The following is a 24,820-nucleotide window of genomic DNA, read 5'->3' on the forward strand; positions in this document are numbered from 1 at the left end:
TGCATCAAGGTAAAAGAGCTTACGATTTCTCATTACGTTATCGGGCTTCGTGGACCCATCCGTTCAACGTAAATCGGCTGTCGGCAAACTCTTTTGACGGAACACGTACCGGCAACAGTTCATGGGGCATATCACTGGGGAATATGACCAAAGTGTTCTGCCTTGGTGTTACCAGTTGCGAACACTCCGCATGGGCTTTTCCTTCAACGTTTCGGTTGTCAAAAAGACGCAATTCTCCCCCATAAAACCGTTTTGGTTCAGAATGGAAGAAATATACAAAGGATAACTTCCGCGTGGAGTGCTCATCCGTATCAGTGTGCATGCGATAATAGTCCCCATCACCCGAGGCAGATAACTGAAGCTCGATATCTCCTATGGGAAAGCCTTCCAGTTCCATCTTTTTTAGTGCACCAGGTAGAGCACCTTTCAACTGTTCCACAAACGGCTTCTCAAGTTCGCCCAGTTCGTTCAGGGTCATTGCGCGGCGCATGTCCTGATTCACCACAGGCCTGTTGGTCTCCGGGTCCACGACGGTCGCTGTCCGGAACTTCTCCCGCTGTGACTGTACAAAATCAAGCATCTTATCAAGCTCAAAATCGAGGAAGTTGCCCAAGGAGACATAAGCGAAGCGCCGCCCGGATTCTGGAAAGGCCACAGCCCCGGTTCCCGTACCGCCGGGATGCCCCGCGGGCTTAGCGGCATGCCCCCCTCTCGCCAAGCCGATAATCTCAGGAATAACGTGGGGCGAACGCAACTCCGGTATCGCCGCCTGGTAAACGCTTTGATGATAGAGCGCATTGGCATACAGCGCTTCTTTTGAAAATTTTCCGGACAACAACTCGGGAAGAGACCGTTCCGAAAGCCTTAGAGACTCGAGCAGCTTTTTCGGGTTGGCTCGATAAGTAAAGTAGCGCTTCTTCTCCGTCAGAAACACATCATCCTCGCGCTCAAAGCCATACGATTGAAAAATATGATCAATGAGCAACGAGTCCTCTGCGGCCAAATAGCAGACCTCCGCCGTTTCACTGACGGCGATCGCCTCAAGGATCTCCTTGAACAGCGCCGCCATTAGCCCAACGTTGGTATTATCTTCATCATTGACGAACACCGGGCTGAGCGTCCAGGAGTCCGGCTCGACCGTATGTATCAGGCACACGGCACTGAATTGGCGTGCGCCTAGGCCCCATGGTGGCCAAGGTCGGTCTCGAACCGCCACGTAGACTTGGGCGTCACCCATGCTCAGAGTGGGTTTGAGCACTTCATCCACGTACCCCGGTAACCCCAACTCTCGGAAAAAGCTTCGAAGAGCGGCTTCGTTGACCGGGTTCAACTCCTCGAAAGCGTCAATGCGTGTTGAAAGGTTATTCTTTTCGTGAAAGCCAGAGTCACTAGGCTCAACATTTTCGCACAAATCATTATTCACGTGACTTCCCTCCACTTTTTGGTGATGAAAAAAATATCGATTGATTGTCAATTCACTTACATCGTAGCCGTAGAATACACCCTGTCAACTGGAGAAAATCGTAAAGTGGTTTACAGTTAACAGTATCCGTGAACGCTACCTCCGAATTCTTTTATCTGGCAATTAAAGTCGTGGACAAAGGCAACTTTTGACGTACGACTCCCGTTACTTTTTAGTTAGCGTGACAACGTGTTCCCCACTGAGTTTTGCTTATCGTGCCAGTTGGCACTCAGGTGCCTTCCATACGGTTCCCAATCCAGACCTCAAGGAGGCTTAAGATGACAACACATAAAACATCACGCCAACCATCCATTCAAGCAGGATACCAATCGTTTCTCACAGATCGCGACGCTCAGGGTGCAGGGCTGTGTTCGACGACTCCTTCAAAAGAAGACTCAGACGACAATTCTAAAGAAAAATCCCACGAAGCCTTCGCGTTGTTTGGATTGGACGACGAACTAGTGGCGCATGTTACGGGGCGAGCGGTGGTTGTCTCTGAATTTCACGCTCTGGACAGCAAATACCCTTCCATTCTGAAAGCCACGTTGGACACCGAAATCACCAAACTCTGGCCGAGTGACTCGCGCCTGCCCTACACGCTCTACGGCGTGGACACCACCGGCAAAGTCTGGGCGATTGAATTTGGCGCCAGAAATGACGACACCCCACACTCAAACAATCTATTCCCACAACCTCGCCTGACGCCCATCGGACACACGATAAAGGCACCCATTCGCCATGTTGTCGTACTTCGCCGGCAATTGATCCTGCAAACACAAAAGAGGCGAGGCGATTACGAGCTGTGGTCAGTCGAGCGTCGATCAGGGCAGCCCCAGTACCTTGGGGCATGGAATCTGGATTCTGACATTACGGCGCTTGACCCGACTGAGCATGACATTCTTCTGGGCCGCCAAAAGGGCGAGCAGGTCGTATTACTGCTTGAGCCCGACAGCGCCCGCGGAGAAGCGGCGTTGCAACGGTTCGACATGGGTCGGGTGAGCGCTACCACGGTACTGGATGGCTCCCGTGTGCTGCTCGCCCAAAAAGGGGGCCGACTTGAAAAGGCCGACTTGCGTATGGCCCTGCCGACCATCACCGACAAGCACGCCAGCCCGGTTGAAGGAGACTGCCATGTGCTTCGGGCGGTGCTTGAACGCTGTGGCTGCGACTGTTGCGGCGTGAACGATAAAGACGAGGGAGACCGGTCCGAAGATGAGCCACCGGACGATTGCGAAACACGCCATTCCGCGCAACTGGGTTTCACCCCGCACCGACTCTATCGCAACGGTTCACATTTACTCGCTGTCAGCAAAGGCGGCACGCGCATGGCGGTTCTTGACCGAAACTTAAACATCCACTTCGAACGCCGTATCAGTCGCGCGGGGGCGGAAGTTCAAGCCGGTCAGAGCCATACCCAAAACATTCTGGTACATCTGGCGGAAAAACATCAGGTCGAGACTTGGCGCCTCGACGACTACGTGTTCGAGCACAACCGTCAGCGACCCGACATTTGGAAGGAGGCACTGCGCCCCGCTCTACCGAGCGTCACCTATTGGGGAAAACGAAACCCACGTGCGGCGGTTAATCCGACACTGAAAATCGGCCTTTTTCCCGTGATTGATTCGGGGCAGACGTACGGCGACGACGATATGACCGAACTGATCGATCAAGTTTCCGCCAAAATTTTTTCGACGGTCGACAGTTACTACGACGAGTGCAGTTACGGCGAGCTATCCATCGACTTCGTCGTTTTCGGTCACCACATTGGGGGACGCCGAAAGCCGCTGGTACTTCCCCGACCCCAGGCCGATTACTGGTACGACAACTTTCGCCCGGGTGGCCTTGAGGCTGTCATGCCGGCACAGTGGACCGACCCCGTGTTATTTGACGGTACTGAAACGCTGCAGATCCAGGCCAATCCAAGGGCCGGGGCAGTCAATACCTACGACCTCCCCTTCGCCGCCCTGTGGACCTCATCGACTCTGGGAAACTTTCCGGTAACCCTCTCCTTTACCGGCAGCGAAACACTCGAACTGTCAGTAGAAACGCAAACCGGGGATTCACACCGGCTCAACCTGTCCTTTCCCGCCACGACGCTGACCGTCAACCAGGGAGGTGACATCGGCGACTTCCTTGACGAGCTCGCTACGCTCGTTACTGATGCTATTCGCGATGCCGAGAGCGCATTGCCAGACAGCCCTACCCTGATCCAGGACGTATCTTTCCGGCGAATCCGAACGTCCTCCAACGATTCTGTTTTTGGTCGACTACAAGGTCAGCTCCGCATTGCGCCCTCCTCATCGGCGGCCACACAGAAAGGCCGTATCGAGGTGTCGGGCCCAAGCATGCCGGCCGCACCTCTGGCGGCCATCGGCCTCTCTGCCGCAAGCATTCCCGGCGTGATGGATTCTCTGTCGAGCGTAAGCGATTACCATCGCGAATGCCTGCGCGCCGCCCAGGCGGACGCAGGAGAGGGCCCGGCCGGTGACACGGAATACTTTTATACGCAGGTCTCCACCGATTACGACAGTAGTGCGCAGACCGTGACCATTGGAATCAATCTGACAGCGGACACCGGGGGCAAGAGAGCCGACATGGAAGTCGTATCGAGCAGTGCACTGACCGGTACCGGCTGGGATACCGCCTCGCCCAACCCCGGCAGCCAAAGCGGGCCCAATAACAGGAACACGCTGCGTGACTCCATTGAGCTGGCCGACGATACGTTCACCGCCGCACTGGATCATCTTCGGGCAACCGGCAGTTGGAGCCGAACAGCTGCGGAAAGTATGTTTGAGAACTTTGATGTCATGATGATCGCCCACGTTGGCGCCCCACACCCCGGCATACCTGCCGCGGACCGCTGGGACTGCGACGCCCCAGCCGGGTTTAACCGAAAGCGCATGTACGCACGACGCCATTATGCCACCGACCAGAACGCGCCCTCGGGGGAAGAGCCGGTTCAGATGAATACCTCAGTGATTATTGGCCAAGAATTTAACGACTTCCGAAGCCCCGCAATGACCCATCATGCTGGCGTTATGGCCCATGAGATTGGTCATGCCATCGACCTTCCGGACCTCTATGAAGAGAACGGCTTTCGCGACGACGTCGCTTATGTGGACCCTTGGGCAATGATGGGCGGGGGAAACCATTACTTCCACCACTTTTGTGGTTGGTCCAAATGGAGCCTCGGCTGGATCCCGGACGAGCCGGACCCCGAGGTCAACCGGACGATATTCGTTGATCTACCCTCCCCTTCGGAAACCTCGGTGACAGAAGCCTGGTTGGTCCCCATCGAATACTGGGACGATGCCCTGGGTGATGATGTGCGCGGCGAAGTTGGCGACTCCGTTCCCATCGGTCAATTGATGAAGCTGAATCTCGGCAGTGACGGTGGCGTCACCGCATTTCTGGAGTTGCGTGCGGAAGGCTCCAGCTTTTCGAAAAACCTGACCCACGAACCGACCGTCATCGCCACCAACGGTCTCGACCCCGCCTCTGATCGGCACTGGGCGGTAAACGGGCTTTACCGTCGCAAAGTTCACTTGTTGAACAGCGGAACGGAGTTGCGCAATGTGAACGACAAATGGAGCTTTGCCTCAGCGCCAGAATTCCCCGTGAAAGGATGCACTGCGGAGGTAGCGGAAATCCGCTCGGTCCGTGGCAACATACCGATATACCGTTTGCGGGTTGAGCGCGAACAAGCCGAATACATCGATTTGCACTTCCAGGACCACGTCCCCAGCTGGAAAAGCCCCGATATCTGGGTAGATTGGCCCGGCGATAATCCCGACCCCAATGTTCCGCGCGAATACCCCGTAGGCACACCGATAGATCAAGGGGAGCCCGTGCGTTTTCCCGCCAGTGGTTCCGAGCGGCACTTTATGGTGGCTCGTGTTCACAACGCCGGTAACGTCAGTGCGGAGGACGTCAAAGTTCGATGGTTCGTCTGCGACCCTCCCGGCACCGGTGACGATGGACGGTGGGCGGAGCGCGACACTCAGACCATCGCTGAAATTGCTCCCGGCGACAACAACATCGCCACGTTCGATTGGCCGGTGGACAGCAGTACCAATGCTCACCAGTGCATGCGCATGGAAATCATAGACTGGAGCATTCCCACCCAAGTGGACCCGGCCACAGGCGATACCGTCGCGCTGGCCTCGGATGACGTGAAACTGCAGAACAACAACGCCCAACAGAATGTCTTTAACTTCGAGGCGCTAAGCGGCTCGCCCTACGCCCCCATCTCTTTTGCGATGCAGGTCCACAGCGACAGGCGTGAGCCCGAAGTCGCCTCGCTGGTGCCGGACCACCTCCCCCATGGGGCAAAGCTCACGATCAGCCCCCGGGAGCAGACCATTCCACCGGGCCAAGCGCGGGTGTTCAACTGCACTCTCACTCTGGATGAGGACATTATTCGACCAGGCTGCGACAACGACAGCGGCTTTCTTCTGAGCACATGGCGAAGAGGCGCGGAAGCCGACGAAATTTGGGGAAGCTGCTTCTACCACATTCGTCCGCGCCATCGGACCGCCATTGAAATCACACGAACGTCCTGGTTTAACTCGCAGGTTCAACTCTATGGCCGCTTTTCCATAAAGACCGATGCCTATATTGACTTGGCCGATTCCATGCCATTGACGGCCCGCATTCGGCTACTGCCGGATGCACCCGAATTGGAGCCCATTTGGCGTACGGCCGTCATTCAGCCAGACGGGAGTTTCACCCTTCAGGATGTGGTGGAGGTGTCCAAAAATATGACCGCTCAGGCCTGGTTCGACCGGACCGACCGCCTGGGCTCGGCGGTATCCAAGGTCGTTCATATCAAACAGGCGCTTTTGGAATAACCGCAGAGATTGAAGGGCAAGGAGGCGCGATCACCTAATCGTCTTTAGAGACGATGCCGTCGACGGTTTGATGGAGTTCTCTTTCAGAAGTAGATTTTGCGCCAAAATCGACAACTTCGAACTTAATTATTGGCCCAGCTTCAATAAACGTTCATTTTGCGATTTCTGGAATAAGAGTGATAGCATTGGAAACAAGGTTTTCATCGCACAGAACAGTGACACACCCGAGGATATGCCATGATCAGGGGTAGTGAATTAACGACATCCGAAGGAAGCCAGGCTCATCTGACCATAGAGCGCCGGGAGAGAGAGGGCTGGAGGCTACTCGACCCACCTCGTCAGCGCGACATTTTAAAGCGCTTGTACGGTGAGGTGAGGACGGCTTCAGCCGAGCTTTGTCAGCCGCTTGAGATTGAGGACTTCTGTCTGCAGGCGGTCAAGGAAACCAGCCCGCCCAAATGGCACCTCGCGCACACCACTTGGTTTTTTGAAACCTTTATTCTCCTTCCTCTGCACAACGGCTATCAGGCTTTCCACCCCGAATTTCAGCACCTGTTCAATTCCTATTACAACTCGGTGGGCGATCAGTTCGCACGACCAATGCGGGGTTTGCTGACACGGCCCACCGTGGATGAAGTGATGGCCTACCGGGCCTCAGTCGACACCGCAATGCTCGCCCTGATTGACGACTGCCCGGAGGCAGACTGGCCCAAGGTGGCTAAACTGTTGGAGCTGGGCTGTAATCACGAAGAGCAGCACCAGGAATTGTTACTTACCGACCTCAAATACGGCTTCTCTCTGAACCCGATCAAGCCTGCTTATCAGCGCGCCATATCTAAGGTCACCGCATCGCCTGCGCTGGAATGGCTGCCCTACCCCGGCGGGCTTTGTGAGATGGGGCATGCCGGTTCAGGCTTCTCGTTCGATAACGAACACCCTCGGCACAAAGTGTATGTAGCGCCTTATCGGTTGGCGTCCCGACCGGTAACCAATGGAGAGTATCTGGAGTTTATTGAAGCCGGTGGCTATGAGCGTCCGGAGTACTGGCTCTCGGATGGCTTTGCACAGGTACAGGCCCAAGGCTGGCAGCACCCGCTATACTGGCGGTACCAGGACGGCCAGTGGTTTCACTTCACCCTATCCGGAGAGCGCCTTCTGAATGAAGATGAACCGGTCACCCATGTCAGCTTTTACGAGGCGGACGCCTATGCCCGCTTCCGCGGCAAACGCCTGCCCACGGAAGCGGAATGGGAACTGGCGGCCGAAGGCGTTGCCATAGAAGGCAACTTCCGTGAATCCGGTCGGCTTCATCCGGCGCCCGCGCCGCGAGGCAACGCGCTCTTCGGGGATGTCTGGGAGTGGACCGCCAGCAGCTACAGCCCTTACCCCGGTTACGAGCCGGAAGCAGGGGCGGTGGGAGAGTACAACGGTAAGTTTATGGTCAACCAAATGGTGCTTCGCGGGGGCTCCTGCGTTACCCCCGCCGGGCACATTCGGCCCAGTTACCGAAACTTTTTCTATCCGCCGGATCGGTGGCAGTTCACCGGCATTCGGCTCGCAGAGGGACTCCGTCAATGAAAGCCACACAATTTCACGACTACTTGCCCAAAGAAGACAGTTTTCGCTCCGATGTGCTCAAAGGTCTATCACTCGAGACCAAAACTCTTTCGCCCAAGTATTTTTACGATCAGCGGGGCTCTGAGCTGTTCGAGCAAATTTGCCAACAGCCGGAATACTATCCCACTGAAACAGAAATTGGCATTCTACGAGCCAACCGTGCGGAGATTGCCAAGCTTTCCGGCACCGGGTGTGAGTTGGTGGAGTTCGGTTGTGGCGCGAGCAAGAAAATACGAGTGCTACTGGAGGGGCTGCGACCAAAAACCTACATCGGGGTGGATATTTCGCGGGATTTTTTGATCGAGTCCACCAACAAGCTCTCCAACGATTATCCTTGGTTGGAGGTGCATGGCCTGTGTGCGGATTTGTGCGAGCCGATCACGCTTGCAAACACACCAAAAGGGCAGCGCCTCGGCTTCTTCCCGGGTTCCAGCATTGGCAACTTTGAGCCCGATGAAGCCATTGACCTGCTGCGTAACTTCAAATCCCTGCTCGGCACTGGAGGCACGCTACTGATTGGTGTCGATCTGAAAAAAGACCACCAAACCCTGACCTCCGCATACAATGACTCGGCGAAAGTGACCGCTCAGTTCAACCTCAACGTTCTGGAACGGATGAGGGACGAGCTCGATGCCGTGGTAAACGTGAGTGCCTTTGAGCATCTCGCTTTTTACAATGGCAGACTCGGCCGCGTTGAGATGCACCTCGTCAGCACTCAACCACAGCATATCGAAATTGACGGCGAGGCATTCCCGTTCGAGGTGGGAGAAACCATCCACACCGAAAGTTCTTATAAGTACTCCGTTGCTGAGTTTCAGGCGCTGTGTTGGCGCGCCGGCTATGAGTCCCTCAGATGCTGGACCGATGAGGACGCCCTGTTCAGCGTGCATTTGCTGCGAGTCACCGGCGCCTAAGCATGACGATCAAACCAGGGAGCCCCGTTACGCCAGACTATCGCGTGGCCACCTTCGTCGGAACCGGGGCGCTGGGCACCGCTCACTCGGTGTTTATGCGGGAACACCTGGAGGATGCTCCCTTCCTCGAATTATCCCGCCATACCAGTGATACGCTGGTGGTGCTGGAGGCAAACCAACACAATGGGCCGCGAGGGGTCAAATTCTTTGCGCATGGCCATCCCGTGTTGCGCTGTGGTTCAGGGACGCTGGCGGCAGCGTGGGTATTGAGCGAGCATTGTGGCCACCACGCGCATCAGCCGCTGCCACTGCGCACGCCCCAGGAAACCATTCACGTGTTTAAAGACGCGGAAGGCTTTGGTTACGAAAGCACGCCCCTGGGGCAGCGGCCACTGCCAGATGAATCCCTTTGGCAACGCCTGGTAGGCATCCCCGTGCAAGGCGGCGCCCTTTGCGGCGGGGAGAGCGACTATGTGATTGTGGAACTTACCTCACAGAAGGCGGTGCGCTCAGCCATGCCGGATTTATCCGCTCTCACAAGCGCCTCCAGCCGAGCGCTAATCCTTACCGCTCGGGAGCGCAACCATTACGTTTTACGCTACTTTGCTCCCCAGTACGGCCAGCCGGAGGGAGGCGCCACCGGTTCCGCCAATACCCAGCTGTTGCATTACTGGTATCAACAAGGGTGTCGGGAAGCGATGTTCTCCCGCCAGTGTTCCACATCGGGGGGTGAATTTTGGGGCTCGCCGGGGGCAGCCACTGTACGCCTTTACGGGCGAGTAACGGCGGTGTAAAGGTGTACTGATGTGGCTTCCTGCACAGTGAATACGGGTTTTAAAAAAGGGGGGCACCGAAGCGCCCCGCCACATCACCCAATAGGCGCATTCACATTTAAGGGCACTGACTGACCATCATGGTACCGCCATCGAGGGTTTCGTTGAGCTGAAAGCTGAACACATAGTCCGCCGGCTCGGGAATACTGATCGTGGATTCGGTACCAGGGCCAGAAGCCACCGCCAAGGGCTGCTCCATACCCAGTTGCACCGCCGCGCTACCGGCCACGGCAAATTCGTGGCTCCAGTCGCTGTCAGCGAACTTGAAGCCGTAGCGGGAGTCCTGGGATTCGGTGACCACGACCTGGTACAGGTTGTCTCCCTTGTATCCGAACTTGCGGCTCATGGGCGTGGCCCCGAAGTTGTTGCCACCCACATAGCTGCCGCGGATATACATGGAGGTATTCAAAGGGCCGACCTCCGCCACATCCGGGTTGTCGCAAGCGGCCAGCGGGCCTTCGCCGACCGGGTCGTTTTCGTCATCACCACAGCCGGGACCGGCCTCGGTGGGCTCCTGAAGTTTGAGAAAGCGACCGGTGGTGGCGGGCACTTCGAAGGTGTACAGGCCATCGACAGCGCCGACGGTTTCCTCGCTCATCAGATCGGTCAGATCGCCCGCACTTCCCAGGGCGCAGGCCTCGAAGGTCGCCGTGACTGGTTCGTCGCTTACGTTCAACAGATACACGATGGCATCACTCTCATGGGACTTGTGGGTCACATAGAGGTCCGTCACCCACTCCAAGGGTACCGCAATCGGGGTGCGTTCGCCGCGATACAGTGCCGGTTCCTGTGCCCGAAGATGCATCAATTCGGAGAGGTACTGTCGCAGGTCGGCCTGCTGGGCATTCGTGCTGAATATTTCGTTATCAAGTCCCGACGGCAGCCCTTCAACCTTACCGCTGTTACGTGCTACGTGGTCATCACATAGCCCTTGATCGGCACAGCCAGCCGTCACCGGCTCGGCAAAACCAGCGACTTCATCACCGATCTCCTCACCGTAGTAGAGGGTAATGGGACCGGAGTAGGCGGCCATAAAGCTGTAGGCCGCTTTGTGACGAGCCCAATACCCGTTTTCGCTCGGATCGGCGATACCGCCCCGCTGCAGTAGATCTCCAAAACGCACCAGGTCGTGGTTGCCCATAAAACCATTGGGTACAGCGTGGTCGGGGTATTGAGTGTGCGTCACAAAGCCGGTATTCAGGCGGGCCGCCGAGGCATTGCGGGTACCGATCTCCTCCACCGCCAGCGCTTGTACCAGAGCGTACCGCACGGGGAAGTCGAAGGCGGAGCACAGGGCGGGGTTGTCTTCGGGGCCGTAGGCTTGCTCGGCGATGTCGCCCTCCCCTTTCCAGACTTCCGCCACCATGTAACCCAGCGGGTTGACTTCGTCACCGGCGGCGTTGGTATAGGTGACCGAGGCCGACGCCTCTTCAACGGCGGCCCGAATCTCGACCCAGGCGTCCAGGGGCACCTGGTAGGCCTGGTCCAAGCGCCAGCCGTCGATTTTCAGCTCTTCAATCCAGTAAGTCGCCACTTCCTTGAAGAAGTCCAGGTCCTCCGGGTAAACGGCCAGTCGGCCGGTACCCGCCACGCTGTTGCCGCTGGTAGTCAATGTCTGTTCATCGGGTGAGGCGTAAGCGTGGGCGTTGTTTTTAAAGTGTCCGAACACCCCATCGAAGAATACATAAAGCCCCATGGCATGAGCGGTTTCCACCAACTCGCGCGCTTTTTCCATGGAACCAAAGTCGGGATCAATGGCGAAGTAATTGCTCGCGTAGTAACCGGTGGCGTCCAGACGATCCGCCGCCAGGTTCTGATCCACCAGTGGCACGCTGTCAAAAATGGGAGTCAGCCAGATGGCGTTAAAGCCGAGACCTTTGATGTACTCCAGGCTCTCTATGATGCCCTGAATATCACCGCGATGATGACTGGTGCCGTAACCCACACCGTGGCCGATACTGGCATCGCCATTGATGAAGGACTCTGTCATTACCTGATAAATTCTCAGGTTCATGGCTTCGTTGTAGGTGGGGTTGTTGCAGCTCAGAGGTGCCGCTTCGTCATCAGCATCGTCGTCGTTATCACTGCCACCGTCATCGTTATTGCCGTCATCAACGACGTCGTCTTCAACCGGTGGTGTATCACCGGACGACGAGCCGCCGCAACCGGCGAGCAAGCCACCACTTAAAATCAGAGCGGCAACAATCAGTCGAGACCAATGGTTTTGGGGTGTTGTCATTATTATCACTCCTGGACGTTCTATCTAAGAATTATTCAGAGTGATAGTAGGCGCGGGCATGATAGGGAGCAATGAGCTGCATACGTATGCATGGGTATGAATACGTATGCAGCTCATTGTGCGGCTATTGGCGATCGGATTTTTCGTCCACGGGCCGGCTTTTCCAGTAGCCAGCCAAGAGCGAACCCGAAATATTGTGCCAAATTGAAAACAGCGCGCCGGGCAAGGCCGCCGTTGCGCTAAAGAATTGATTGGCCAGCGCCGCCAACGGCATAACCGTAAACTGCAGCACCATACCCAACAGAATCGGTTTGGGGGCGCGCGCTACCCGGAGAAAGTCATGATGAGAAAGCGTCAGCCCCATGGTGAACATCACCAAGGAGAGCAGCCCCTGTATGGCGGGCGCCAGGGACGTGAACCAATGAGGTTGAACCATTGCCACAATGGAGAATGCAATAGCCCAGAGAGGGAATAGTCGATTGATCGGCTCGAAAAACGGCATGATAACGCAACGCTGATTCAGAATGAAAAGCGAAGTCTATCATGCCGTAGTAGCGGTTTCGGAAAACGCTCACCCGAGTGCAAGCCCCGGGGAGCGCCAGACTCAATCAGTCACTATAATCCAACGTCCATAGCTGCTGATCACCCCCATTGAAGCTCCACTGAACAATGTTGCCCCCATTGGAGGTGTTGAAATCGTAGACATCCAGCGCCTTGCCGCTGAAGCGGGAAATGATGGCGTACTGGTTATTGCCCTGCGGTACCAGTTCCCACTGCTGGTTGTCGCCCCCGAAATATTCCCACTGGCGGATGTCACCGCCGTCCTCTTCGCTCCACTCGAATACGTCCAGGGACTTACCGCTGTGAGCGGCGCGAATGGAGTAGTAGCCATTGCCCAGGTCGGTTATATCCCACTGCTGGTTGGCGCCACCGTTAAGCTCCCATTGAACCACATTGGCCCCATCATCATGGCTGCCGGATTCGACTTCCAGTGCTTTACCGCTGAGCACGGAGGTGAAGGTGACGCGACCATCGACGATGTCATCCCCCGAGCCGCCATCGCCGCCGCTGTTACTGTCACCCAGCGTAAAGTTGCGATTGAAGGTGGGCCAGCCGTTCTGGAAGTTCAGCTCCAGAATGTCCAAACGCGAAGGCCAGCCGTCGGCGGTGTTGCCATCGTAATAATGGATGCTCGCCAAGTCCTGCCCATTGTAGTTGTAATAACCGAAGTGACCCGGCCCGATATAACGTCCTTCCGAGGCCAGTACGGTGGTGCCGCCACCGTGCCAGAGGTCCACGCCGTTGCGGTCGAGATAAGGGCCGGTTGGGCTGGTGGCACGGCCGGCAACGATGTAGTAATCACTCTGATTGCCCGCGCAACACTCACCCAAATTAACGAACATGTAGTAGTAGCCGTTGATGTACTGAACCTGAGCCGCTTCGTATTCATTCCAGCCGCCGCCGTTGCCCACGACGGGATAGCGACTATTGTTCATGCGCAGCCCCGTACTGGGATCAATTTGCACCAGAAAAATGCCGGCATAGTGGGAACCGTAGGCCATCCACACATCACCGTTGGCATCCCGGAAAACACCGGCGTCAATGGCATTAACCGGTTCATTTCGGCTGCTGCGGGGTTCGGTGCGGGTCGAGACGACCATACCCAGGTCCCGCCAGTTGGGGTTGTTCAGCGAGTCGGTCACCGCCACGCCAATGGCAGACTCCATTCCCCCGTTGCCACCAAAGGCCGAATAGTACAAATAATAGCGGCCGTTCATTTCAATGACATCCGGGGCCCAGAAGTTGCCGTCAAAGTTAGCCACTTGGTTGTTGATCCAGTTGGGCCAGGTGCCGGGCTGAAATACCGCCGCGCCGCCATGTTGCCAGTTGATCAAGTCGGTCGAATAGCGGCTGATGATGCCCTGGTTGCCGTCACCGGTGCCGAAGGTCCAATAGGTGTTTCCATCACGCATGATGGTAGCGGGGTCGTGTATTTCGGTGCCTCCTGTCAGCTCTAACGCGTTGGCTGACACACTTATCAGCACTAACAGAAGTAGAGAAACAAACGATTGGTAGAGATAATTCAGGCGCATAATGTCTCCAAGTTATTGTGACATGTTATTCGTGGGATACATCTAGCCTCATGACAACACGGTCATTTCCGCTATTGGTAATATAATATCATTAGACGGCACCACACTAATGAATCTAGTTCGCAAACTCCACCGAGCTCCTATATTTTATTGAAATATGATAAGATTTTTATATTTCAATAGCGCTCTTCAATCTTAAAAGGCCTTTCCTTTTCATCTCCTCCGATGAGCCTGAAAGGGGAAGGCGCATGGGCAGGGTTGAAAACCTTTGGCGAGGGTGCCATGTCTTTACCTCGTCCATTCGATCCTAGGAGAGTGATATGGCACAGCATTCGGTTATCCCTTCAATTGGTCTGGGGACCTTTCGCCTAAAAGGGCAAGAAGTGAAGGATTCCATTAAATCCGCCCTGGAGCTGGGGTATCGGCATATCGATACCGCCCAGATGTATGAAAACGAGGTGGAAGTCGGCGAAGCGATTCGAGAGAGCGGTATTCCCCGCAAAGAGCTGTTCGTCACCACAAAAACCTGGCACGAGCAACTGGAAGGCGACGCCCCTCTGACCAGCCTGCAAGAAAGCCTGGAGAAGCTTGGCCTGGACTACGTCGACCTGACTTTAATCCACTGGCCCTCACCGAATAACGCCGTCCCAATGAGCCACTACATCGGCAAGCTGAACGAAGCCCGGGAAAAAGGGTTAACCAACCATATTGGGATATCCAACTTCACCATGGCTCAAGTCGACGAAGCGCTGTCCGTACCGGGCGGGGAGCATATCGTGACCAACCAGATTGAGGTGCACCCCTTCCTGGCCAACAAGAAAGTCATCAAGCACTGTCAGGACAAAGGGCTGCAGGTCACAGGCTACATGCCTCTGGCGGTGGGAAAAGTGATGAAAGAACCCGTTCTGGAAGACATTGGCAAAATGCACAACGCCACTCCCGCCCAAGTCGCCCTTGCCTGGGTCGCGCAACAGGGTGTGGTCGTCATTCCCTCTTCCACCAAGCCGGAGCATCAGAAAGCCAACCTAGAGGCGATGAACCTGGAGCTGAGCGTGGAACAGATTCAGAAGATCGACGCTCTGGACGCCGGAGAACGCATCGCCAACCCGGACTTTGCACCGGTATGGGATAAATAGGCGCTTTTATCAACCGACAGGAGGCTTTCAGCATGGTCGCGATTACGGGGTTTGAGGTTCAAGCCATTGGCGCGCCCCCCACCGGTTTTGGCGGGGACGCGCGCAATATCGCCCAAGGCGGCCCCACCTACGCCAACGCGGTTCTCGAAATTCTGACCGATCACCCTGAGTTGCGAGGCACCAGCGTCATTTTCACCAACGGTCACGGGCTTAAAGAAATGTGTGCCGTTACCCGGGATGTGGCCAACCGGTTTCTACTGATGGAAGACTGGCTGCCCGCCCCCAGCGAACTGCACAAAAACGGCAACCTCGGCCGTTTCAGCAAACGCATGCTGCAGGACTCGGATTATAGCTGGCTCGGTGGTGTAGGCGTTTCCCGCATGGCGATCGGCGCGGTGGCCAACGCGCTTTGGGACTTGACCGCAAAAATCCAACAGGTGCCGGCCTGGGAACTTATTGTCGATATGACGCCGGAGGACCTGCTGGAGTTCATCGACTTCGAACCCATTGGCGATGTGCTGGCCCCCACCGAAGCCCTGGATCTGCTTGAACGAGCGCAGGCGGGCAAGCCCGAGCGCATTCACCAGATTTACCAGCAGGGCCTCTTGGCTTACAACACCGCCGGTTGGAGCGGAATCAGCAAGGAAGGGCTGGTCCACCAGACTCAGACAATGCTCAACGCCGGTTGGCCCCAAATCAAAATCAAAGTCGGCGCGAGCTACGCCGCCGCGCGAATGAAGGCCGATGAAGCAAAGCTCGCCTTGAGCCGGGAGGATATTGACCGCTTGGCCTTGGAGGCGGCGAACGATGACGCCGAACGCCTGCAACTTGTATTTGAAACCATCGAACGGGAGGACCAGCGCCCGGAGCGAATGAAGGTGGCGATTGACAGCAATCAAGTGTTCGACAATCGCTCCGCCTTTATCTTCGCCCATCAACTGGCACTCAAGCTGTATGAAGCCAGCCCCAAGTATCAAATCGAATGGTTCGAAGAGCCCTGTAACCCGCACAGCGCCATGGCCCACGTGGAGTTGCAACAGTCACTCAACCACGCCTTTAAGGATTATGACCCCCCGCTACGGGTACCCATCTCGACCGGTGAGCAGGGCGCATCGCCCACGACGTTCAAGGATTTGTTACACGCCTCGGATGTGAGGGGTGATGGCCACCAAAAGTTTGCCATTGATGTTATTCAGATGGATTACTCCCGTGTGGGTGGCATTGGCGACAACCTGGCGATCCTGTTAATGGCCCAAAAAGCCCGGGAGGAAGGCCGGGATGTGCGCATTTGCCCGCATACCGGCGGTATCGGTTTGTGCGAGGGTATGCGCAACGTTCAGGCCATTAAGCAAGCGCTGTTCGGCCCGGCCAACCTGGCGGGCGTACCGGATATTCTTGAGTTCGTTGCCGAGGAGGAGCGCAGCGTACACGAAGGCGTATTCACCAACCCCGCCATTGTTAAAAACGGTTACTACCAAATGCCCCGCGAGCCTGGTGTGGGCGTGGACTACAGCGCGCGCGGCAAGCGGGAGTACCGCCTTCCCGACGGCACGGCTTGGCAAGCCAGTGATCACTTCGCGTTGCTGGCACGTAAGTTTATGCAAACCCGATGAACGAACCTGGTGCCCGGAGCCCAACGTCTTACACCGGCCACCCCATACACGCAAAAGCAACGCAGTCTTAGAGGTAAAGGAGACACAGTATGAATATTTTAATGGTTTTAACGTCGCACGATACGTTGGGGAATACCGGTGAAAAAACCGGCTTTTGGTTGGAAGAGTTCACCGGGCCCTACTACCGTTTTATCGACGCCGGTGCGAAGGTAACCTTGGCCTCTCCCAAAGGCGGCCAGCCTCCGCTGGACCCGAAAAGTGATGCCCCCGATGCCCAGACGCCCGACACCGAGCGTTTTCGTGAGGATGAGACCGCCCAGTCGCTACTGGCGAACACGCATCGGTTGGCGGATGTAAAACCGGACGATTACGACGCGATTTTCTACCCCGGCGGACACGGGCCCCTGTGGGATCTGGCCGAAGACCAGCACTCGGTCAAGCTCATTGAGCATTTCTACGAGCACGACAAACCCATGGGCTTTGTCTGCCACGCCCCGGGGGTACTTCGCCACGCCAAGCGCCCGGACGGACGGCCATTGGTGGCGGGCAAACATCTGACCGGCTTTAGCAACACCGAAGAGGAAGCCGTTCAGCTCACCCATGTGGTGCCCTTCCTGGTGGAAACGGAACTGCGCGATCACGGTGGGCAGTACACCAAGGAAGACGATTTCAAAGAGCATGTGGTGACCGATCACAACTTGGTGACGGGCCAAAACCCACCCTCTTCGGCCGCCTCGGCGGCGGCACTGCTGAAAGTGTTAAAAGCCGCGTAAGCGACTAAGGCTACCGCGCCAACAGCGGCAGAAAGTAACGGACCGCCAACCCAATGCCGATGGTCAGCGAAAAGCTGAGGAAGGTGCCCATCATCATATACTCGGCTTTTCGTCGATCATCGGTGTCTTTAAAGCGAAAGGCCGTTTTCAGGGCTAACACAAAGCCAATAGCGGTGTATTCATCCAGCAGGACGAAAGTGAGAATCAGGATCCGCTCCAGGTAGCCGATTACCGCGCCGGCCTTGGTCAGGGATTCATTCTCACTCTCCAGCTGTTTAATCTCTTTGATCCAGGGCGCGAGCCCCAGGCTGACCACCACCGACAAGGGCAACAACACCACCAGGTAAGCCAGCAGTACCAATAACACCGGTGCGGACCAGAACGGCGCTATCGAAGCTTTCACATCAGCCCCCGCCCAGATGCCCCACAGCGCCACTAAAACCACCCAATGCAGCAGCTGGTCGAGCACAAACGCCCCAAGACTGGTCCGGGGCAGAAATGACTTGCCCCAGTCCGTCAGAAAGTGACTGACGGTGACGACCGACAGAACCAGACCGAGCCACTGCCAATCCCGGCCGGCCAGGGCCGCGAAACAGGCCGTGGCCCCCACCCCGTGCAGCAGCGCATGCGCATAAAGGCTCGGCGCCGCGGCGTGATCCCGATAGCGGGCCGCGACCCAGCGCCCGGGCTGGAAGGGGAAGTCGAGCAGAAAGTGCACCAGCAGTAGCGCCAGTAACAACTCATAGGCGTAATCAGGCATTGTCGCTCTCCATCAATAATCACCGTCCATCAACCGTCGGCTGTCGCGCAGGTAGCGATCGAGCAAATTGTACCGGGCTCGCAGCAGCGCCTGGGTCACCGTTGGGCGACTTTTGTCCAGGCGCCGGGCGATGGCGCTGTGCCCCCCTTCGGGCCGGCAAAGGTGTTCAAAGTAAACCTCGGCCTCGCTCGGCGTCCACTGGCACACAATATCGTCGGCAAACGCCGTGGCAAGATCCAGCGCCAGGCTCAAGTGGCCGCGCTCTGAGTGAAACCGTAAGGTTTCACGCTCCATCCGGTCGAGCCCCCGCCCGGACTCTGTGTAAGCCGAGCCGAAGCCCCCTTCCGGGCCTTTCGCCGAACCCAGGGCGACTGAAATCCGGGCGTCCCAGCGCTCGGAACGGCTGGGGCTGGCGCCGATGAGGCCGGCCCGCACTCTCAGTGCCACTTCAAAGGCCTCGCCAGGGCGGACGAGGCTGATCTGAAAGCCGTCCCCCCGGAAGGTCACTGTCTCCGCGCCGTAATGCACCTCAAGCCCCTTGAGAAGCGTTTTCAGACGCGCTGAAAACGCCTCCGGCTGATGCACCCGGGTGGAGTTGATTAAATCACCGGTCAACACCGCTATATCCGCCATTGCAGGGTCCTCGTGTTCGTCGCACTCAATGTAGCCCAATTACGCTACACTTTCATGATGTAGCCTATTTAAGCAACTTTCTTAAATGTTGTCCAGTTAGGCATCGGAACAACGAAAAAAGGGGGCCTATAAGTCCCAATCTCTTGGGCTGGCGTATCCCCATTAGCGCCCACGCTGTCCCCAGGGCGCTAATGGTGATGGGGACAACGTGAAGCAAGCTCGGACTGTGCTAGAGTTTTAAAATAGCCGTGACGCAAACCGTGCCCTAAAACCACAAAAAAAACCAAAAAAGCAGGAGTGAGATCCATGAAGCGTAGAAACTTTTTAAAGCTGTCGGCAGCGACGGCCGGCGCCACTTTCCTCCCTATTCATACCCTTCGGGCTCAAGAAGAGAAGCTCTCGCCCGACGACCCTCAGGCCAAAGCGCTGGAATATGTGGAGGTAAGCCAGACAGAGGGCGAAAGGTGCAATAACTGCATTCACGCCAAAGGGGACCTGGAAGCCGAGTGGGTCGGCTGCAACCTATTCCCCGGCAAACAGGTCAAAGCCGAAGGGTGGTGCAAGGTGTGGGCCGCCAGAGGCTAGCCGCCTCCTCCATCCCTAATGGGCGGGCGGTTGCCCACCACCGACGGTCCACCCCTTGCGGTCTTTTGCGTTACCATAGCGCCTCGGTCAATACCTACCAAGAGTGACGCTATGCTAACAACAGAACCCAATCCTCAATATCGTCCCAACCCTCAACGTTATGAGCAAATGCCCTACCCGCGCTGCGGCCACAGCGGGCTGCGCCTGCCGGCCCTGTCTCTGGGGCTTTGGCAGAACTTTGGCGCGGTGGACTCATTGAGTAACGCTCGCGAGATGATGCGTAAGGCATTCGATTTGGGCATCACCCATTTTGATTTGGCCAACAACTACGGCCCGCCCTACGGCTCGGCGGAGACGACGTTCGGACAGGTATTTGCCCAGGACCTGGCGCCCTACCGGGATGAGCTGATTGTCTCCAACAAAGCCGGTTACGACATGTGGCCGGGGCCCTACGGCATCGGCGGCTCGCGCAAGTACATGATCGCCAGCTGTGATCAAAGTTTGAAGCGCACCGGGCTGGACTATTTTGATATTTTTTATTCGCACAGCATGGATCCGGACACGCCGCTGGAAGAGACCATGCGCGCGCTGGATACCATTGTCCGTTCCGGCCGGGCACTGTACGCGGGCATTTCCAACTACACGCCGGAGAAGACCCGGGAGGCCATTGCGATCCTGAAATCCCTGGGCACGCCTCTGCTCATCCACCAGCCCCGCTACAATATGTTTGATCGTTGGATTGAGGACGGGCTCACGGACGTGCTGAAACACGAAGGGGTCGGTTCCATCGCCTATTCTCCCCTGTCACAGGGAATGTTGACCGACAAGTATCTGAAAGGCATTCCGGAAGGCTCCCGCGCCGCACGGAACGAGCAGATTTACTTCAACGAGAATGACATTAGCGAGGCCCAATTGGGCAAGGTCCAGGCACTGAACGAGGTGGCTCAGCAGCGAGGGCAATCCCTGGCGCAAATGGCCCTGGCCTGGGTGTTGAATAACGAAGCGGTTACCAGCACCATTATCGGCGCAAGCCGCCCGGCGCAGATTGAAAACTCCGTGGCCGCGCTGGACAACCTTGAGTTTAGCTCGCAAGAGCTCGACCAGATCGAGGGTATTCTGGGCGCGTAGGCGCGCCCTTTTGCGCTACTGGCTATTACTGGCGATATTGGTCGCCCAAGAGCCGCTCTCCCAACCAGCGGCTGATCACGGGGATCTGCTCCGGGCAGACTCCGTGCTCCACCGGGTAGCGTTCGTAGGCCACCGGGTAACCCCAGGCCTTCAGCTGCTCGCTGGCGCGCTCTCCCAGTATTTCCGGCACGACCGGGTCCTGTACGCCATGCTGAACCAACACTGGCATCGCCCGGTTGACGTCGCTACGCTTGACCTGATCAGCCCCCGCCAGATAGGCGGAAAGCACGAGCAACCCGGCCAGCGGCCGACTCGAGCTCAACGCCGTCTGGTAGGCGAGCGCACCGCCCTGAGAAAAACCCGCTACCACAATGCGTCGGCTGTCGATGCCCCGTTCGATTTCTCGCTCAATCAGCGCATCAATCTGAGCCTGGGAGCGATGTAGGGTTTCGGCATCCACCTTGCGTTCAATATCCATACTCAGCTCGTGGATGTCGTACCAGGCACGCATGACCATGCCCCCGTTGACGGTCACCGGAATGCGAGGCGCATGGGGAAACACAAAGCGGGTGTGGCACTGTTCAGGCAGCTGCAGTTGCGGCACCAGCGGGGCAAAGTCATGCCCGTCGGCGCCCAGACCATGCAGCCATATGACGCTGCTGTTGGCCGGTTGCGACGGCTCGACTTCAACGCAGGACAATTCGCTCATAAAAACTCCAGAAGATTTGCGACTTGTTAAAGGGTTCCAGTATATAGGGCTACCCATCGTCCCCCAAATGCCGCTACACTCAAATTAACGAGTTTTAATCGACATTCAAACATGGAAACGGCAACGTCTATGACCCAAACGACGCATCCTTATACCGGATCACTGACCGATATTCACAACACCACCGACACCATCGACGCGGTAGTCTCCCCGGTAGGGCCCTTGAAAGTGCTTTCAAAGGTTGAGATGGCCAAGCTGCTGGATGCCAGCCAAAGCGGGCTGTATACCTTGTTTCGCAGTTGCTCCCTGGCGGTACTGAACAGCGGCAATTACCTGGACGACGGCAAGGAGCTGCTAGAGCGTTATCGTGATTTTTCCATCCAAGTCCTTCAGGAAGAGCGCGGCATCAAGCTCGATGTGAAAGGCGCGCCCGCCAGTGCCTTCGTCGATGGCAAAATGATCCGCGGGATTACCGAGCATCTGTTCGCGGTACTGCGCGATGTGCTGTACGCCAGTGCCGAAATACAAAGCAACCCCAAGTTTGACCTGAACACTCAGGAAGGCACGACCGATGCGGTCTTCCACATGCTTCGCAATGCCGACACGCTGCATTCGGGAGTAGACCCCAAGCTTGTGGTCTGCTGGGGTGGGCACTCCATCAGCCGTGAGGAGTATGACTACACCAAACACGTCGGCTACCAGTTGGGGCTGCGCGGGCTCGATATCTGTACCGGCTGTGGGCCCGGCGCCATGAAGGGCCCCATGAAAGGGGCCACCATCGGCCACGCAAAACAGCGGATCCAAGGCAACCGCTACCTGGGCATTACCGAGCCTGGCATTATTGCCGCCGAAGCGCCCAACCCCATCGTCAACGAGCTGGTGATCCTGCCGGATATCGAAAAACGACTGGAGGCGTTTGTCCGCACCGGTCACGGCATTATCGTATTTCCCGGCGGCGCCGGCACCGCGGAGGAAATTCTGTACCTGTTGGGCATTTTGCTCCACCCGGACAACCGGGACATCCCCTTCCCGCTGATTTTCACCGGCCCGGCGAATTCCGCCGCCTACTTCGAGCGAATTCACGAGTTTATCGGGGTTACGCTGGGCGAGGAAGCGCAGCAGCGCTACCAAATCATCGTGGACGACCCCACCAAGGTCGCGCGCGAGATGCTCGAAGGCGTCAAGCACGTGCGGGAGTTCCGAAAGCACACGGACGATGCCTATTACTACAACTGGCAGCTGAGGATTGCCCCCAGCTTTCAGCGCCCCTTTGCCCCCACTCATGCCAATATGCGCTCGTTGGAGCTGCACAAAAACCAAGCCTCTCACGAACTGGCGGCTAACCTTCGGCGTGTGTTCTCGGGGATTGTGGCGGGCAACGTTAAGGATGAGGGCATCCGGGCCATTGAGGAGCATGGTCTGTTCGAAATCCACGGAGACCCGGAGATTATGAAGCCTGTGGATGAGTTGCTGACGTCATTTGTCGCACAAAGCCGCATGAAGCTGCCCGGACGCGCCTATAAGCCTTGCTACCGGATTATCTGACCTTTCCATTGAAAATCAGCATTGTTCATACAAGGCGAAGTCATATCGGGCCAATGTCGGATGCTTCGTCATCCGGCCATGGTCAATCTCCTACAAAACTTACCGACGTTGGCCACTATTTTCCCAGAGCGGTTTTCGAGAGAATACTTAGTAACAGGGAGGTACACAGGAAGTGACGTCGACCAAGGCAAGGTCAATGGAAGCGCCCTTTCCTTCAGAGCCAGGGAGGCTCGATAGGAGTTCGGTGAATGATTCACCCTCCAAGGATAGCGGAAAATACAGGCAGGAAGAACGCACAAGCAAGGACAAGCGCAAGGATGAACGAACGGCAGCAAGGAGCAGTATCAAGGACTGATTAGGACAAGGGAAGACCGGTCAGGGAGGCGCGGGATGGCGCTCGGGACCAAAGCCGTACTCTCTATTGGATTGAGAGGTTTCGACGGATCGAAAGAACAGGGATATAGGGCGACACGGGGGCCAATGCGTGGCATTGGCCCCCGCTCTTTTATGCACGTTTTACAGACGCCGGTGTTACCAGCGGCGGCCCCTGAGAGCCACCCTCGTTACTGGAAGTTCTCTTCCAGATACTGCCGAGCCAACCGAGCCGCGTCACTGGTGCCGGAGGCCACATCCCGCAACAGCTTCTCAGCCTGTTCGTCTTTCCCCTGTTGATGATAAACGCGCCCGAGTTTGTACTGTGCATCGGTGCGTTTGCGATCATCGGGAAAATCGCTCAGCAAGCGCTCAAACCACTTCTGAGCTTCGTCCAGGTTCTGATTCAACAGATAAATTTCGCCCAGCCAATAATGGCTGTTGCCGGCAAAATTACCCTTCGGGTATTCCTCCAGGTAGGCGTTGAACGCTTCAATAGCCTGGTCGACTTCCCGGTCGCGCAACAGCTCATAGGCCGCCCGGTACATTTCCGTCTCCGAGGTCCGGCCACCCTCTGTGGTGTCGCCGCCCGTACCGGCGCCTGAACCTCTGACGCCGACCCCTCCAGGACCACCGAGTTGTTGCGTTAACTCGCCAATCCGGCTGTCGAGGTCGAGATAGTCGTCCATTCGCTGTTGCTTCAGACGCTGAATCTGGTTGGCTTGCTGTTCCACCATGCCGCGCAATTCAAGCACCTCCTCCTGCAGACTCTGCAGTTGGAAGTACATTTGCGTCTGCAGGTTGGAGGTCTCCGCACTGGCCGTGGGGCTCGCCTGTGAACCCGCCAGGGGCTCGGATTCCTCCACCTTTGCCTGAGCATGCACCAGCGGTGCCACAACCGTGGACGCCGCCAAAATGGTTGTGGCGATTAATGGCTTCAACATGGCTATCAGTACACGATTTCAACACGACGGTTTTTGGACCAGGCAGACTCACCACTGCCCATGGCGAGCGGACGCTCTTCACCATAGCTGACCACTTCCAGGTCACTGCGGCGCACGCCTTGCAGCACCAGGAAATCACGCACGGCGTTGGCGCGACGCTCACCCAGCGCCATGTTGTACTCGCGCGAGCCGCGCTCATCCGCGTGGCCTTCCAGGCGAACGTCGGTGGGGTTTTCCTTCAGGCGCTCGGCGTGAGCCAGCAAGAGTGCGCGGGCATCAGGTTTAAGAGTAGCCTGGTCAAAATCAAAATAGACGATGGTATCGAGCTCTTCCATGCCGTCTTCGCCATCCGCGCCAGAGGAGGTCACCCCTTCGCGGCCCGCGGCGCCGGTGGTCACGCCACTGTCAGTTTGTGCATCGGCACCGTCCATGCCATCGGTATCCTCGGTTGTGTCGGTACTGGAACAACCGGCCAGAAAAGCCAGTACAAATGCCAGGCTCAAGCCCTGCTTTTTTACGTTCATCATCATCTATGACTCCATCATCAGTTGTTAATCTGTTGTTCCGCTCCCGGGGAGCGGCCAATCCTTACTGCTTTCAATAGCCTAGCAGGC

General features: G+C 56.9%; 19 protein-coding genes. 10 read left to right on the top strand and 9 right to left on the bottom strand.

Annotation, left to right across the window (positions count from 1 at the left end):
- Positions 1–37: 37 nt before the first annotated feature.
- Positions 38–1,423 carry a 2OG-Fe(II) oxygenase gene (locus AAE514_RS12425; RefSeq protein ID WP_347331866.1) on the bottom strand — a complete coding sequence of 462 codons (1,386 nt, stop codon included), beginning with the start codon at positions 1,421–1,423 and terminating at the stop codon, positions 38–40.
- A 500-nt stretch (positions 1,424–1,923) separates the two neighbouring features.
- Here AAE514_RS12425 and AAE514_RS12430 point away from each other — a divergent pair, with 500 nt between their 5' ends.
- The 4 genes from AAE514_RS12430 (at position 1,924) to AAE514_RS12445 (ending at position 9,637) form a co-directional block, all read left to right on the top strand.
- Entirely contained in the window at positions 1,924–6,312 is a 4,389-nt protein-coding gene (locus AAE514_RS12430) for a metallopeptidase domain-containing protein (RefSeq protein ID WP_347331867.1), read from the top strand.
- Positions 6,313–6,549: 237 nt separating this feature from the next.
- A complete protein-coding gene (gene egtB / locus AAE514_RS12435; RefSeq protein ID WP_347331868.1) occupies positions 6,550–7,890 on the top strand; it encodes an ergothioneine biosynthesis protein EgtB in 1,341 nt (446 codons plus the stop codon).
- On the top strand, positions 7,887–8,843 hold the full coding sequence (gene egtD, locus AAE514_RS12440) for an L-histidine N(alpha)-methyltransferase (protein ID WP_347331869.1): 957 nt from the start codon (positions 7,887–7,889) through the stop codon (positions 8,841–8,843). The genes egtB and egtD overlap by 4 nt, the downstream gene beginning before the upstream one ends.
- A 2-nt stretch (positions 8,844–8,845) precedes the next feature.
- A complete protein-coding gene (locus AAE514_RS12445; protein ID WP_347331870.1) occupies positions 8,846–9,637 on the top strand; it encodes a PhzF family phenazine biosynthesis protein in 792 nt (263 codons plus the stop codon).
- A gap of 97 nt (positions 9,638–9,734) precedes the next feature.
- Here AAE514_RS12445 and AAE514_RS12450 read toward each other — a convergent pair whose 3' ends face one another.
- The 3 genes from AAE514_RS12450 to AAE514_RS12460 all read right to left on the bottom strand — a co-directional run bounded on the left by AAE514_RS12450 (position 9,735) and on the right by AAE514_RS12460 (position 14,008).
- Positions 9,735–11,915: an alpha-amylase family glycosyl hydrolase gene (locus tag AAE514_RS12450; protein ID WP_347331871.1), complete on the bottom strand. Its 2,181-nt coding sequence runs from the start codon at positions 11,913–11,915 to the stop codon at positions 9,735–9,737.
- Between the two features lie 124 nt (positions 11,916–12,039).
- Positions 12,040–12,417, bottom strand: coding sequence for a hypothetical protein (locus tag AAE514_RS12455; protein ID WP_347331872.1), 378 nt, complete (start codon positions 12,415–12,417; stop codon positions 12,040–12,042).
- 106 nt (positions 12,418–12,523) lie between these two features.
- A complete protein-coding gene (locus tag AAE514_RS12460) occupies positions 12,524–14,008 on the bottom strand; it encodes a family 43 glycosylhydrolase (protein WP_347331873.1) in 1,485 nt (494 codons plus the stop codon).
- A 320-nt stretch (positions 14,009–14,328) separates the two neighbouring features.
- Here AAE514_RS12460 and dkgB point away from each other — a divergent pair, with 320 nt between their 5' ends.
- The 3 genes from dkgB (at position 14,329) to AAE514_RS12475 (ending at position 17,530) form a co-directional block, all read left to right on the top strand.
- The gene (dkgB, locus tag AAE514_RS12465; protein WP_347331874.1) at positions 14,329–15,144 is read left to right on the top strand and encodes a 2,5-didehydrogluconate reductase DkgB; all 816 of its coding nucleotides are present in this window, start codon (positions 14,329–14,331) and stop codon (positions 15,142–15,144) included.
- 32 nt (positions 15,145–15,176) lie between these two features.
- Positions 15,177–16,757: an enolase C-terminal domain-like protein gene (locus tag AAE514_RS12470; RefSeq protein WP_347331875.1), complete on the top strand. Its 1,581-nt coding sequence runs from the start codon at positions 15,177–15,179 to the stop codon at positions 16,755–16,757.
- Between the two features lie 89 nt (positions 16,758–16,846).
- Positions 16,847–17,530 (top strand): type 1 glutamine amidotransferase domain-containing protein, encoded by a 684-nt coding sequence (locus tag AAE514_RS12475; protein WP_347331876.1) that lies wholly within the window; start codon positions 16,847–16,849, stop codon positions 17,528–17,530.
- A 10-nt stretch (positions 17,531–17,540) separates the two neighbouring features.
- Here AAE514_RS12475 and AAE514_RS12480 read toward each other — a convergent pair whose 3' ends face one another.
- The gene (locus tag AAE514_RS12480; protein WP_347331877.1) at positions 17,541–18,290 is read right to left on the bottom strand and encodes a DUF3307 domain-containing protein; all 750 of its coding nucleotides are present in this window, start codon (positions 18,288–18,290) and stop codon (positions 17,541–17,543) included.
- A gap of 12 nt (positions 18,291–18,302) precedes the next feature.
- Positions 18,303–18,923, bottom strand: a complete 621-nt coding sequence (locus AAE514_RS12485) for a hypothetical protein (protein ID WP_347331878.1) — start codon at positions 18,921–18,923, stop codon at positions 18,303–18,305.
- Positions 18,924–19,229: 306 nt separating this feature from the next.
- Between AAE514_RS12485 and AAE514_RS12490 the strand changes: the two genes are divergently transcribed.
- Both AAE514_RS12490 and mgrA read left to right on the top strand, forming a co-directional pair.
- Positions 19,230–19,508, top strand: coding sequence for a high-potential iron-sulfur protein (locus tag AAE514_RS12490; protein ID WP_347331879.1), 279 nt, complete (start codon positions 19,230–19,232; stop codon positions 19,506–19,508).
- A 111-nt stretch (positions 19,509–19,619) separates the two neighbouring features.
- Positions 19,620–20,636, top strand: a complete 1,017-nt coding sequence (mgrA, locus tag AAE514_RS12495; protein ID WP_347331880.1) for an L-glyceraldehyde 3-phosphate reductase — start codon at positions 19,620–19,622, stop codon at positions 20,634–20,636.
- A 25-nt stretch (positions 20,637–20,661) separates the two neighbouring features.
- Here mgrA and AAE514_RS12500 read toward each other — a convergent pair whose 3' ends face one another.
- On the bottom strand, positions 20,662–21,345 hold the full coding sequence (locus AAE514_RS12500) for an alpha/beta hydrolase (protein WP_347331881.1): 684 nt from the start codon (positions 21,343–21,345) through the stop codon (positions 20,662–20,664).
- 129 nt (positions 21,346–21,474) lie between these two features.
- Here AAE514_RS12500 and ppnN point away from each other — a divergent pair, with 129 nt between their 5' ends.
- Positions 21,475–22,890, top strand: a complete 1,416-nt coding sequence (gene ppnN / locus AAE514_RS12505; RefSeq protein WP_347331882.1) for a nucleotide 5'-monophosphate nucleosidase PpnN — start codon at positions 21,475–21,477, stop codon at positions 22,888–22,890.
- Between the two features lie 563 nt (positions 22,891–23,453).
- On the opposite strand, the gene ybgF is transcribed toward ppnN, so the two are convergent.
- Complete coding sequence (gene ybgF / locus AAE514_RS12510; RefSeq protein ID WP_347331883.1) at positions 23,454–24,206, bottom strand: tol-pal system protein YbgF; 753 nt, start codon at positions 24,204–24,206, stop codon at positions 23,454–23,456.
- Between the two features lie 5 nt (positions 24,207–24,211).
- Complete coding sequence (pal, locus tag AAE514_RS12515) at positions 24,212–24,733, bottom strand: peptidoglycan-associated lipoprotein Pal (protein ID WP_347331916.1); 522 nt, start codon at positions 24,731–24,733, stop codon at positions 24,212–24,214.
- Positions 24,734–24,820 lie beyond the last annotated feature (87 nt).

The organism is Marinimicrobium locisalis (assembly GCF_039822625.1).
In the GTDB taxonomy this organism is placed as follows: domain Bacteria; phylum Pseudomonadota; class Gammaproteobacteria; order Pseudomonadales; family Cellvibrionaceae; genus Marinimicrobium; species Marinimicrobium locisalis.

Coding starts and splice junctions, on each gene's coding strand:
- AAE514_RS12475 (WP_347331876.1), top strand. CDS start 16,847: ATGAATATTTTAATGGTTTTAACGTCGCACGATACGTTGGGGAATACC.
- AAE514_RS12445 (WP_347331870.1), top strand. CDS start 8,846: ATGACGATCAAACCAGGGAGCCCCGTTACGCCAGACTATCGCGTGGCC.
- egtB (WP_347331868.1), top strand. CDS start 6,550: ATGATCAGGGGTAGTGAATTAACGACATCCGAAGGAAGCCAGGCTCAT.
- AAE514_RS12480 (WP_347331877.1), bottom strand. CDS start 18,290: ATGCCTGATTACGCCTATGAGTTGTTACTGGCGCTACTGCTGGTGCAC.
- ybgF (WP_347331883.1), bottom strand. CDS start 24,206: ATGTTGAAGCCATTAATCGCCACAACCATTTTGGCGGCGTCCACGGTT.
- mgrA (WP_347331880.1), top strand. CDS start 19,620: ATGCTAACAACAGAACCCAATCCTCAATATCGTCCCAACCCTCAACGT.
- ppnN (WP_347331882.1), top strand. CDS start 21,475: ATGACCCAAACGACGCATCCTTATACCGGATCACTGACCGATATTCAC.
- AAE514_RS12490 (WP_347331879.1), top strand. CDS start 19,230: ATGAAGCGTAGAAACTTTTTAAAGCTGTCGGCAGCGACGGCCGGCGCC.
- AAE514_RS12455 (WP_347331872.1), bottom strand. CDS start 12,417: ATGCCGTTTTTCGAGCCGATCAATCGACTATTCCCTCTCTGGGCTATT.
- dkgB (WP_347331874.1), top strand. CDS start 14,329: ATGGCACAGCATTCGGTTATCCCTTCAATTGGTCTGGGGACCTTTCGC.
- AAE514_RS12450 (WP_347331871.1), bottom strand. CDS start 11,915: ATGACAACACCCCAAAACCATTGGTCTCGACTGATTGTTGCCGCTCTG.
- AAE514_RS12470 (WP_347331875.1), top strand. CDS start 15,177: ATGGTCGCGATTACGGGGTTTGAGGTTCAAGCCATTGGCGCGCCCCCC.
- pal (WP_347331916.1), bottom strand. CDS start 24,733: ATGATGAACGTAAAAAAGCAGGGCTTGAGCCTGGCATTTGTACTGGCT.
- AAE514_RS12500 (WP_347331881.1), bottom strand. CDS start 21,345: ATGAGCGAATTGTCCTGCGTTGAAGTCGAGCCGTCGCAACCGGCCAAC.
- AAE514_RS12460 (WP_347331873.1), bottom strand. CDS start 14,008: ATGCGCCTGAATTATCTCTACCAATCGTTTGTTTCTCTACTTCTGTTA.
- AAE514_RS12485 (WP_347331878.1), bottom strand. CDS start 18,923: ATGGCGGATATAGCGGTGTTGACCGGTGATTTAATCAACTCCACCCGG.
- egtD (WP_347331869.1), top strand. CDS start 7,887: ATGAAAGCCACACAATTTCACGACTACTTGCCCAAAGAAGACAGTTTT.